This window comes from Scytonema sp. UIC 10036 (assembly GCF_009725235.1).
Genome location: NZ_WJFC01000090.1, coordinates 35,007 through 48,214 on the forward strand (window position 1 = coordinate 35,007; position 13,208 = coordinate 48,214).

7 protein-coding genes are annotated in these 13,208 nt (G+C 41.0%); 5 read left to right on the plus strand and 2 right to left on the minus strand.

Going from position 1 to position 13,208, the window contains the following annotated elements; all coding sequences use genetic code 11:
• Window positions 1-135 precede the first annotated feature (135 nt).
• Window positions 136-453, minus strand: coding sequence for a DUF2834 domain-containing protein (locus tag F7734_RS33335; protein WP_243147220.1), 318 nt, complete (start codon window positions 451-453; stop codon window positions 136-138).
• On the opposite strand from F7734_RS33335, the gene F7734_RS33340 reads away from it, so the two are divergent.
• From F7734_RS33340 to F7734_RS33355, 5 genes are all read left to right on the plus strand, one after another.
• A complete protein-coding gene (locus F7734_RS33340) occupies window positions 425-1,468 on the plus strand; it encodes a helix-turn-helix domain-containing protein (RefSeq protein WP_243147221.1) in 1,044 nt (347 codons plus the stop codon). The genes F7734_RS33335 and F7734_RS33340 overlap by 29 nt on opposite strands.
• Before the next feature lie 146 nt (window positions 1,469-1,614).
• On the plus strand, window positions 1,615-3,084 hold the full coding sequence (locus F7734_RS64110) for an NB-ARC domain-containing protein (RefSeq protein ID WP_243147222.1): 1,470 nt from the start codon (window positions 1,615-1,617) through the stop codon (window positions 3,082-3,084).
• Between the two features lie 99 nt (window positions 3,085-3,183).
• Window positions 3,184-5,406 (plus strand): hypothetical protein, encoded by a 2,223-nt coding sequence (locus F7734_RS64115; protein WP_243147223.1) that lies wholly within the window; start codon window positions 3,184-3,186, stop codon window positions 5,404-5,406.
• Window positions 5,407-5,670: 264 nt separating this feature from the next.
• Complete coding sequence (locus F7734_RS33350; RefSeq protein ID WP_155748826.1) at window positions 5,671-9,159, plus strand: NB-ARC domain-containing protein; 3,489 nt, start codon at window positions 5,671-5,673, stop codon at window positions 9,157-9,159.
• A gap of 439 nt (window positions 9,160-9,598) precedes the next feature.
• Window positions 9,599-10,069 (plus strand): hypothetical protein, encoded by a 471-nt coding sequence (locus tag F7734_RS33355; RefSeq protein ID WP_155748827.1) that lies wholly within the window; start codon window positions 9,599-9,601, stop codon window positions 10,067-10,069.
• Window positions 10,070-10,327: 258 nt separating this feature from the next.
• On the opposite strand, the gene F7734_RS33360 is transcribed toward F7734_RS33355, so the two are convergent.
• A complete protein-coding gene (locus tag F7734_RS33360) occupies window positions 10,328-12,640 on the minus strand; it encodes a tetratricopeptide repeat protein (RefSeq protein WP_166482303.1) in 2,313 nt (770 codons plus the stop codon).
• Window positions 12,641-13,208 lie beyond the last annotated feature (568 nt).

The following is a 13,208-nucleotide window of genomic DNA, read 5'->3' on the forward strand; positions in this document are numbered from 1 at the left end:
ATAACTACAGTTTCCGATAACGTCCCAACTTGCGCTAGTAAAGATCGAGGTTTTAAGACGCTAACTTAACAAATAGTTATTAGGCTGATAACGCAGAATCATACAGTCGATAGATCGTGTTATCCTTTGCATTAATTAGTTGCGTCCAAAGTTTTGTTCTCTGCGGTACAAAAAAAATGGTAGGGCGCAAGAAAGCCCAACCCCAAAGGTTAGTCCAACATAGAGAAATATCCATAACCGAGAAACACCTAATCGCTTCAATTCAATCCAGGCAAAATAAAAGAAAGCGATCGCCGAAATTAGCAAATCGCTCGTCAGCCCGGTGGCAATATTGTTTGCAAACGCTTTTTGCAGAAATAAGGTTGGAGATAACAGCGCAGATGGATCTTGAAGCAGCCAGTACCAAGGCGCGATCGATCCTGCAATGGTAAGTAGCAAATACAGTGGTTTCATTGAGTTGAATGATTGTGTTGTCGAGATATTCATTGGCTTCACCATAATTGTTTACCTTTGGGTTGGTGTGCTTCGATCGTGCCAAAGGGAGATAATAGAAGCAATTACCTGTCAGGTAATCAAAATCGTCCTCCTCACAATTATTGCCATGCAGCGACGTTCACCTGCTTCTCATGACCATAAGTCCGGCTCGTTCGGGATGCTTCTCAAACACTGGCGCGAGCAACGCGGGTACAGTCAGCTCGATCTAGCGCTCACAAGTCAAGTCTCTCAACGGCATATTAGTTTCCTAGAGTCAGGACGAGCAAAACCCAGTCAGGACATGGTTATTCAATTAGCGACTGTTCTGGAAATTCCGATGAGACAGCAAAACCTGATGCTGACGGCGGCGGGATTTGCCCCCATTCATGCTGAGACTGACTTGTCGGCTCCTGAAATGACATCAATTCGCAAAGCTATCGATTTTATGCTAAAGCAACAGGAACCATTACCAGCAATCGTGGTCGATCGCTATTGGAATTTGCTGCTGGCAAACAATGGAGCCACTCGACTTCTCACCAGTTTCATCGATTCAGATAAATTGCAAACCCTCTTCTATATAGACGGAAAAATTAATTTGATGCGGGTTATGTTCCATTCCCAGGGGCTGCGTCCGTTCATTGTCAACTGGGAAGACTTTGCAAACCATTTGCTCCAACGACTGCATCAAGAAGTGAATGCCTATGGCGGGACATTACCCAACGTAGAAGGGGAAAGCGAGCAATCTACCGTTTTACTTAACGAACTGATGAGCTATCCAGGAGTTTCAGAGATTTGGCAAACTTCCAATAGAACAGCACAAAATGCGTTGCTGCTCACCGTTCATCTTAAACGAGAGCATCTGGAGTTACAGTTTTTTTCGACAATCGCCACCTTAGGCACTCCCTATGACATCACGCTTCAAGAACTGCGGATCGAATGTCTGTTTCCCGCAGATGAAACAACCGAAAAAAACTGGAAGAAAGTTATAAGCTAAGTAACGATGATTACAGATTACACCCATTCACGTAGGTCAACAACTTTAGGATACTGAGGCAAAATGGTAAGCTGTATAAAATCTGAAGAAATTTAAGATACTGCTTTAAAGCTTTTAAAATAGAAGGTCGATCGAGCCTCTTCCCTATGGAAAAGCACAAGCAAAAACGCAGGCGTGGTGTTATCCTCAGCCTTGCAGGATTGAATAAGCTACAAGAAGCCAAGTATCAGGCAGAATTCCAGGTTAATGACGGTGCAAGGTTCACCCTGGAGGAATTAAGCTATCGTACTCAGTTAGCTCCTTTTACAGTTTCTAAGGTGCTAGCACGGGAAGAAGGAGTTGATAAGCAAACTCTTGAGTATTTTTTTAGAGCTTTTGGCTTGGAGCTAACCACAAGTGACTATCAAAGAGTCGGGAATAGTGAGTCAGGAGTTGGAAATGGTGAAGAAACATCCCCTAATCCCTACCCCCTAATCCCTACTCCCTATTGTGATTGGGGAGAAGCTGTTGATGTGTCGATATTTTTTGGGCGCACCGAGGAACTGACTCAGTTAGAACATTGGATTTTGAACGATCGCTGTCGGCTCATTGTTTTACTGGGAATGGGAGGAATTGGCAAATCTTCCCTATCGGTAAAACTAGCAACTCAAATTCAAACACAATTTGAGTTTGTGGTTTGGCGCAGTCTTCGTAACAGTCCGTCTCTTTTAGATTTATTGACGAGTTTGCTGAAGTTTTTTGCAAACGGTCAAGCAATCAACTTATCTCTGAATGATAGCAATGTCTTGCAAGAAGATGCTACGCGTTTACGCATCGCAAAACTTATGGAACACTTGCGATCGCATCGCTGCTTAATTGTATTAGACAATGTAGAGTCCATATTAGCCCGTCACGAGCACTCCGGACATTACCAACCGGGGTATGAAGACTACAAAGAACTTCTCAAACAAGTAGGAGAAACATTCCACCAAAGCTGTGTTGTGCTGACCAGTCGCGAAAAGCCGCAAGAAATTACAATTTTAGAAGGGGAAACTTTACCCGTTCGATCTTTACATTTACCAGGCTTATGTACTGGTGCAGCGCTAGAGTTAGTTAGAACCAAAAGTTTTTTCTGTGGCTCGGATGCAGATTGGCAAAACTTAATAGAGCATTATTCAGGTAATCCTCTCGCGCTGAAAATTATTGCTACTACAATTCAGGAATTGTTTGACGGCGATATTAAAGAGTTTCAGACTCAACGAACTACAGTATTTGGTAGTATTTATGACTTGTTAGAACAGCAATTTTATCGTCTTTCTGCACTAGAGAAAGATTTAATGTACTGGTTAACCATTAATCGGGAACCAGTGACAATAGCAGAGTTGCGTGAAGATTTAGTCCTACCCATATCTTCCATGAAACTGCTGGAAGCATTGGATTCTCTAAGCAGGCGAAATTTAATTGAAAAAAAATCAGCCCCACAAACTTCCGTACAATTTACTCTCCAACCTGTGCTAATGGATATGTTACAAAAATTTGTTCAACGGTATGTAGTGAAATTCAGAGTGGGGGGGGATAAGGATAAGGAGACAAGGGACAAGGGGATAAGGAGACAAGGGACAAGGGACAAGGAGTAAGGAGAATTTTTCTCTGCTTCTCAGTGTCTATTTCTTGTTCCAAAGTCATGCATTGATGAAAGCCACTGCTAAAATAACATCAGGATTGCTCAAGCTAAGTTGATTCTTCAGCCTATTGTTGAGCAATTACTGTTAAACCTACGCACCAAGTCAGCAATTGAAAATTTGCTTTCTCAAGTTTTGTACAAACTGCAAAGGTTGGGACAAGGTAGACAAGAAGACAAAGTAGCCAATTCTCCCTTGTCCCCCTTGTCTTCCCCCTCTCCCTTGTCTTCACTAGAACCGGGGTATGCAGGTGGTAATATTCTTAACTTACTGTGTCACATACAAAGTGACTTGACTGGTTATAATTTCTCTCACCTCACAATTTGGCAAGCATATCTCCAAGAAACTTCTTTAAAACGAGTTAACTTTGCTTTTAGCGATTTATCTAAGTCTGTCTTTGCCAAAACTTTCTCTAGCACTGTATCTGCGGTGTTTAGCCCGGATGGCAAAACCCTTGCAACATCTCACACAGAAGGTCAAATTTGCTTGTGGGATGCTGTCACCGGTCAGCAGATCGTGCGCTTTCAAGGACATACTGGTTCTGCTTGGTGTGTTGCTTTTAGCCCAGATGGTAGCATACTTGCTAGTGGAGCGCAAAACGATAACATTAAATTATGGGATGCTACAACCGGGGAATGTTTAAGAACTCTGCAAGGTCATGCGGGCGGAGCTTTTGTCGTCGTTTTTTCTCCTTGTGGAAGTCTGCTCTTTAGCGGAGGTGCAGACTCTGATATTCGAGTTTGGAATCTCAGTGATGGAGAGTGTCGTCAAATTTTACGGGGACATAAGAGCGCAATCTTTTCTTTAGCATTGAGTCCGGATGGCAGCATTCTTGCTAGTGGTGGTGATGATAAAACCATCAAACTATGGGAATTCACTAGATATCAATGTATTAAAAATTTATCAGGGCATACTGAGTGCATTCGCTCCGTGACATTCAGCCCTTCGGGAATGCTTGCAAGTGGGGCTTTGGATCCAATTATTAGGCTTTGGGATGTGGATAAGGGTTTATGTACCGGAACTTTAGAAGGACACAGTAATGGAGTTCCTAAAGTGATTTTTTTGGATAACGGAAATATTCTTGCCAGCTCTAGTATAGACACCACAATCAGAGTTTGGGATGTTGCTACTAAACGATGCATCAAAACTTTGCCAGGACATAATAATTCTGTTTATGCGATCGCAATTAACCCCCAAGAAACTCTGCTTGCCAGTGGTGGTGATGACTTTTCTGTGAGACTATGGGATATTACTAATGGAGAATGTATTAGAGTATTCCAAGGAATGCACAATTGGGTAGCTGACTTGGCTTTTGCTCCTATAGGTGCCCTAGGGGAAACAGCACAAGAAAAAATCATTGCCAGTGGTGGTTTCGATCGCATTATCAGACTGTGGAATTTAGAGGGTGAATCCCGTAGTTTTACCGGACACAGTGATTTTTTATTTTCGGTAGTCTTTAGCCCTGATGGACGTACCATAGCAAGCAGTAGTGCTGACCAAACAATTCGATTGTGGGATGTTTCGACAGGACAGTGCTTAAAAGTTTTGAAAGGACATACAGGTACAGTCACAAGAGCCATCTTTAGTCCTGATGGTCATCTCCTAGCCAGTAGTAGCTATGACCGTACCATTAAACTGTGGGATATAGTAACAGGTCAACCCGTGCAAACACTACCAGCAGCTGTGACATTGTCGCTTTCTTTTAGCCCAGATGGCAAAAAACTTGCAGCAGGTGGTTTTGACGACGCTGCAAGAGTTTGGGATTTAGAAACACGGCAGTGCAATCAAATATTCAAAGGACACAGCAGTTGGGTTTGGTGGGTTGCTATCAGCCCTCAAGGAAATATCCTTGCCACTGGTAGCGCTGATGGTACTGTGGGATTGTGGGATATGACAACAGATCGATGTCTTCATATATTGCACGCCCACGATAATTGGGTATGGACAATAGCTTTCAATCCTGAGGGCAATATCCTTGCCACCGGTAGCAGCGACGGTACTATCAAACTCTGGGATGTAGCGACAGGTTGTTGCATGGCAATTTTAACCGAGCATGATGTCTGGGTTATATCTGTTGCTTTCAGCCCTGAAGGTCAGTTTTTCGCAAGTGGAGATGGCAATGCTCAGCTAAAAATCTGGAATGTGGAGACAAGACAGTGCATTAAGACTTTGAGAATCGAACGTCTTTATGAAGCAACAAACATTTACGGAGTTACAGGTTTAACAGAGGCACAAAAATCAAACCTGCTTGCTCTTGGAGCAGTTGAGGAAAGATAGAGTTTAGCAGAAAGTCGCATAAACTCTGTTATATCAAGTTCGGGTAATGAATTATTATAAAATTTATCAACGTAGGTTGGGTTGAGGAACGAAACCCAACATTTTGTAGAGTTTGTTGGGTTTCGCAAAGCCTCAACCCAACCTACAAATATTATAAGCGTTTAACCGAACATGATATTAATTATCGATACAGTCAAGTTCCACTAAAGTTTCGATAAAGTTTCATATATGATAGAGTTTGCGTAGAAACCTTTATAATAACTTATGAACTTTAAGGAAGTGTTAAAATTTACTGATGAAGCTGTCTTTATAAAAGTGGGAAGACGGTTGAGTACAGTAGAGATTTCCATCCTTAAAGGTTCTTGGGAGAATTTGACCTACGAGCAAATTGCTGCAGTCGCTAGCTACTCAGTGGTATACGTAAAACGACATATTGGTCCTCAACTTTGGCAGTTACTGACTGAAGTACTGGATGAGAAAGTTAGCAAAACTAACGTGCGCTCTGTTATCGAGCGCCAATGGCGCAAATCTTTGCAGTTAGAGAGAGTGGAAGAAACTGCGGATAATTCCATTCAGCAGGGATTAAAGGGGAGTGTGGATTGGGGAGAAGCAATTGATGTCTCTGTGTTTTATGGACGCACAGAGGAACTTAATACATTAGAGAAATGGTTGACAACAGAGCATTGTCGGTTGGTAGCACTGTTGGGAATGGGGGGAATTGGGAAAACCTCTCTAGCTGCAAAGCTAGCTCAACAAGTTCAGGATCGCTTTGACTACGTTGTTTGGAGATCGCTCCACAATGCCCCATTACTTTTTGAGCTGTTGGCGAATTTGATTCAATTTTTCTCCCAATCCCAAGTTTTAGAAGCTGATTTGCCAAACATTATGGATGGCAGAATCTCTAAACTTATTAATTATTTACGCCAATACCGCTGTCTGATTGTTCTCGATAATGCTGAGACCATTCTACAAAGTGGCGCGATTGCGGGAAGCTATCGAGAAGGTTATCAGGAATATGGTCAACTTCTTAAAAGAATAGGAGAAGTGTCTCACAAGAGTTGTTTTGTGCTGACTTCACGGGAAAAACCGAAAGAAGTGGCGTTTCTTGAAGGTAAATCGCTACCAGTTCGTTCATTACAACTGAGGGGTTTAGAGGTGGTAGATGGGAAAAAAATCTTTGAAATTAAGGGGTTATACGGTTCAGAATCGGATGTACTAGCAGTGGTCGATCGCTATGCAGGTAATGCTTTAGCCTTGAAAATAGTTGCCACAACAATTTTAGATATTTTTAATGGAAATATTTCTAAATTTTTAGAAGAAGATACAGCGATTTATGGTAATATACGCGAACTTATAGACCAACAATTTTCGCGGTTGTCAAATTTAGAAAATAATATAATGTACTGGTTGGCAATTAATCGCGAACCAGTTGGATTATCAGAATTACAGGATGATATCATATCTCTGATACTACCACGAAAATTACTGGAAGCACTAGAATCTTTGGTAAGGCGATCGCTCGTTGAAAAAAGAGCAGAACTCTTCACGTTACAACCTGTAGTTATGGAGTACATAATTGATGACTTAGTGCAACAAAGCTGGCAAGAAATTAGCAACTACAATCTCAATTTATTGAAAAGTCATGCTTTAATAAAAGCCACAGCTAAAGATTATATTAAAGAGATTCAAACTCGCCTGATTCTTAAACCAGTTATAGATGGATTACTCACTGTTTTTAGAAGTGAAGACATATTGAAAAATCAAATTAGGAAAATTTTATTAAAACTGCGAGAGACATTTCCGCAAGAACAAAATTATATAGCAGGAAACGTCCTGAATCTACTTTGTTATTTAAAAACAGATCTGAGTCACTACGACTTTTCGCATCTTACTATTCGGCAAGCAGATCTGCGAAACGTGAATTTGCACAATGTAAATTTTGTACATGCGAATTTAGCGAAAACGGTATTTGCTGAAAGCTTCAGTGGAATTTTATCATTAGCATTTAGCCCCAATCAAAAGTTGTTTGCCCTAGGGGATATGAATGGCGAGATTTGCTTGTACCAAGTTAGTGATTGGAGACAGTTAAATATCTTGAGAGGTCATACTGATTGGGTAACATCAATTGCCTTCAGTCCTGACAGTAGTATCCTTGCCAGTGGCAGTGAAGATCAAACAATCAATCTTTGGAATGTAACAACAGGTCAGCATCTTAATACCTTGCAAGGACACAAGAAGGGAATTTCCTCACTCGTTTTTGCTTCACAACCCAGCCCGAATAGTTCAGATAATAAAGTACTAGCGAGTGGCAGTGATGACAAGACTGTAAAAATATGGGATGTAAGGGATGGTAGGTGCTTAAAAACGTTGCAAGGACATAGCGATATGGTGCGAGCAGTTGTTTTTAGTCCTGACAACAAAATGTTAGCCAGTGGTAGCGTGGACAAAACACTGAAGTTGTGGGATGCAAGGAATGGTAAGTGCCTGAAAACTTTACAAGAAAACAATGGGGAGATTTGGTCAGTTGCTATTAGCCCAGATGGAAACAGACTTGCTAGTGCTAGTGGCGATCGCACGGTAAAGCTATGGGATATTCACACTGGTAAATGTCAGATGAGTTTGCAAGGTCACGCCGGTTGGGTCATTTCAGTTGCATTCAGCCAAGATGGGCAAACCATTGCAAGTGGCAGTTGGGATCGAACAGTAAAATTGTGGAATGTCAGTAACGGTCAGTGCTTGAAAACGTTGCAAGGACATAATAATATAGTTAGAGCAGTACACTTCAGCCCCAATGGTCAAATTCTAGCAAGTGGCAGTGACGATCAATCGTTAAGAGTATGGGATGTGAGCACGGGTCAGAGCTTAAAAACTCTACAGGGGTATAGCAGCAGGATCTGGTCAATTGCTTCCAGCCCAGATGGTCAAATACTGGCAAGTAGCAGTCATAAAACGGTGAAACTGTGGAACATCAACACTGGTCAAAACTTTAGAAGTTTGTTAGGGCATAGCAATGGAGTTTGGTCATTGGCTTTCAGTCCTAACGGTAAAATGCTAGCAAGTGCCAGTGAAGACAAAACGGTAAAGATATGGGATGTCAGTACTGGTGAATGCTTGAGAACTTTACAAGGACATACAAATTGGGTTTGGTCAGTGGCTTTCAGTCCTGACGGTCTAACTTTAGCTAGTGGCAGTCATGATTGCACAGTGAAGTTATGGGATATCTTTGATGGTAAGTGTTTAAAAACTATACATGAAGAAAAACACGGAGTTTTGTCAGTCGCGTTTAGTCCAGATGGTCTAACTTTAGCCAGTGGCGGTCACGATCATACAGTAAGGTTATGGAATGTTTTTGATGGTAAGTGCTTGAGAACTTTGCACGGACATATGGGTTGGGTTTGGTCAATCGCCTTCAGCCCTGACGGACGCATCCTAGGGAGTGGTAGTATGGATCAAACGATAAAGTTATGGGATGTCAAAATCGGTCAATTTATTAAAACATTGCGAGGACATACTCGGGGAGTTTTGTCAGTAACCTTTAGTCCCAGTGAATATAAACTGATGAGTAGCAGTGAAGATGAAACACTGAGAATTTGGCAGACCTCAACAGGTGAGTGCAGAAAAATTCTAAGAGATAAAAAACTTTACGAGGGTATGAAAATCGCTGGTGCAACTGGATTAACGGAGGCGACAATTAGTACTTTAAAAAGTTTAGGGGCTATAGAGTCTGCACTGGAGCGTTTTTCATCTATATAAACCTGAGTTCGACGTAAGCGCTGGATGGGCTTGAATTAAGAATCCCGGATCGGATCTGATATCGGTGATAGCAGCGCTATCATAAGCATGACTTATGTTAACGTGAGATTGATTAGTATTACTAATTTAAGCTTGAGCCGAGCGCTGAAATTCTTTCTCAACATACAAATGTACTTCTAAAGAGCGTAGGCGTAGCCCGCCGTTGGTACCGCCCTGTACCAGTTGCGCCATTCATACTGGAACAAAAATACTATTATTGCGCGATACGGCTTCAGCCGAAGTGCGAAGCTATCGCCTGTGCCAGTTGCGTAAGTCCAGTTCTGATAGCTTTGTTGTTGAGCAAAAAATGAACTTGGATTGAGCCTTGCACAACTGAATGACAGTTATTAAATTGAATTCTTGTTAGAAGAAAATGTTTTGATTTTTCAGGAGATGTAAGTTGAATTTAATTCAGGCTCTATTCATAACCTTCTGGCAGGATACTATAGATCGAATTTTCTTCGAGAAGCTCAAAAGTATTGACTGGCAAGCAATATTTCTCAGACTTCTCCAATGTGATGAAGGTCAAAATTTGAGTGTACTACAAGCTATATTTGCAATTCAACAGTATGGGTTATTCCTATTTTTAATACAGAAATACCCATACATAAGAATGGTTCCCAATCAAGAGATTGATGCAGTTTTACACGCACATATAGCTAATACTCATCAGTTTGAAAAAGACTGCCAAACCCTCTTTAATGTTTGTCTTAAACACATTCCAGAATTTGGAGTTCGAGGAGAAGCTGAACGTTTAGAATGGCAATCAGCTTTTGCTCAAACGCAAAAACTATTCGAGCTAAATTTTGGGCAAGGTACTATGAGCAATTCTCCAGCTGCTTGTTGTGAAATTCTCCTGAATTTTACATAATCTATCTTCTTAACTTTGACGTGCTATTTGCTTGCGTCAAAATCCCCAACCTTTGACATATGATGTTTCTACAGATGGCGAGTCATTGCGAATTAATTCCCGGTTTATTTCACAAAAAAATCGACAAAGCTCCAAAAAATAGTGTGGATTTGATGCATTGAATTTGATTCATTCACTTACTTATACGCAAATCTGTGTTCTAGAAATTACCTCTCCCTGACATGGGGAGAGGCTTAATAATATCGATGTGTTATATCTTTATACTTCTGTATTTAGTGTTTGCAGCAAGTTTTGTGTTTCCTCAACTTCTGGTAGCATTCCCAGTTTCTCAAAATTTTCTAATGCTTTAGTTGCCCAACAACGAGCAGCATCTAAGTTACCTTGTGCTTTTGCTAGAGAGGAGAAGGAGCGTTGACAAAATGCAATGCGACTTTTGTCAACGTTCGCTTCAGCGACGTGCAGCCCTTCCATTAAAAGTCGTTCAGCTTCATCCAGTCTTTCTTGTTTGATGGCAATATCAGCCAACCAATTTTGCGTACAGAAGATGGCGCGTACCCAGTTCGTTGCTTGTGCAAGTTCTAGAGTTTCTTGGAAAATAATTTTTGCTTGCTCATATTTTTTATTTTTGAACGAAATCTCCCCATCATAATATCGAATTTGCACTAACTGCCACAGTCGCTGCTGTTCGTCTAATTGTGTTTGCTCCAGTAGTTCTATTGCGTGAGTCAACCAACTCTGCGCCTCATCAAACTTTTGCTGTTGAATGTTTAAGACTGCTATATTTCTAGCTAAGTTCAACACAAATAACGCTTCTTGATGGTGACGCAATTCCCAAGCCTTGGCAAATAGTTCTTTTGCTTCTTCTAATTGGGTTTGCTTCCCCATTGAGGTCAGAGTCCAAGCACGGTCAACCATCACTTTTGCTGTAACTGACCAGTCCCCACGTTGTTCTGCGGCTTGAATTAGCCATGCTGTCCAGGTTAGACGGTCATCCCAGTATCGCAGACGACTTTCTTGCCTGCCCATAACATGGGTGTATGCCTCAAGATTTTGCCAGAACTTCAACATATTGTCGTATCGATTCTCAACCATACACCATTCAATAACAGCTTGTAAATTTTGCCACTCCTCCTCCAACCCATCAAACTGTCCTTGCCACCTTTTAGCATCCTGTCCAGTATACCTTTGGGCAAAGCTTAAGTACCAATCGATCCACTTTTCCCTTGCTTTTTGTTCAAAATCGGGATGAGCTTTAAGTTCTGCAAGGGCATACTCGCGGGTCAGTGGTAGCATACTGTAGCGATTGTTTTCTTGTCTAACTAAAGAAAGTCCTCGCAATCGAGCTAAATCTGTACTTGTTGTATTCAAGTTCGCTTCCGGAACAGCAACTTGTATGAGGGCATCTTGTAAAGCAGGCATTGGAAACAGCGCTAGTGCCATGAGTAACTTATGAGCTGATTGTCCTGCAAGTGGTTTAATTGAGGTTTCAAAGCAAAAACGGGCAACATCTTGTGTAGGCTCAGATATTCCTCCCAATACTTCATTTATAGGGTAGCCGTTAGCTAACTGTCCAATTGCGTAGCTAATGGCCACTGGAATACCTCCTGTGACCTTATAAACCGCTTGCCGATCTTTGTGGCTGAGGGATACTCCTTTTTCTTGAGCTTCGTGCTTAATTAGACAAAGACCGTCTTCCTCTGGCATTGATGTTAACCGCACAGGTACAAACACAATTTGTTCGCGAGTGGTAATGACCGCTTTAACAGTTGCGGGTAACTCATACAAAAATGCCAAAACATCCTGCTGATTTTCCACCGTCTCCAAATTATCGACAATTAGCAGTGTACGCTGACAGGAAAGGGCATCTTTAATTAAATCTAATTGCTCTTCAAAACTCACCCCTGTAATATCTAACTCATCCAATATTCGCGCAATTTGACGAAAAATATCGTGCAACGTCCGTCTTGGAGCTAGACTTGGCAACAAACCGAAAGGAGTAAGATAAGACTGTTTGGCTGAGGTAAAAATAATGGTATCAAACGTAGGCACACCTAAGAAAGCTTCATTGTTATAACTGGCTTGTAAACACCGATAGGCTGCTTCCAACACAAGGGTTGTTTTACCCACACCACCAATACCATCGACGCTAACTAAGTGTGCAGAATGTCTGGGTGAAAGTAACTCCAAAAGCCGAGCAATTTCCTCTTCTCGACCAACAAAAGTAGTGCAACTATGAGCAGGTAAGTTATGACGCAACTGTTTGGAGGGAATGGGGGAAGTTGAAAGCGATTCGATAGGGGTAGCATTTTCGCCTCCGTTACTTCTGCTATACTTTGGATCTTTTGATAATTGCTCTAAAACTAATTTCACTGTATTAATACGTACTTTGTGTCCCGTAGCGTCTGATAATACTTCCCAAAGGTTTGGGCAAAATACTCGCTGTACGGTGCTGTCAGCATATCCAGTCACCTGAATATCTTTAAGTTTCTTCCCTTCCAAAACTTGCTCCAGAATAGTCTTGTCCACATCTGTCAAAGGTCTTCTCGTTTGAGAGAGAACTAGAGAAGCCATTCTTATGAGTTCCGATATTTTTTCAGTGTCCATCTATATATCTGGAAATAACTTTTTGTACTGAGCTTAACTTAATTTTGGAAATAAGTTTATACCTGTACAGCAATCCTATTTAAGTTGTAGAAAAAATACTTAGTAATTTTGCTAAAGCCATGTAATATTTAATTGAATTCTAGTTATTAAAAATCACGCTTATACAAATAAAACTAATTCTGCAGTATTTTAAGAAAAGCATACATAAGTAAATATTATGTGGTTTTTAATTATACTGCTTAGCGATCGCGAATTTCTGAGAACGATTTAGGATTACCATAACACCTGAATGAAAAAAACTGAAATGTTAGGACTTGAAAATTTAAGAGTTGAATATATAAATGAAATTTTTGCTACAAAATGAACATAAATTTCTGATATTTATAACAAGCCTCAACCTAAAGGTAGTTTTTCGTAAAGACTAGCCATACTTAGTCTCTGCGTTAAAAAAAATATCGAGCTTTTCAGCAGGGTACACGTCTATAACAATGTAAGAGGATGTTTGAAAAGTCATGATTCATGTATCAAATATTTT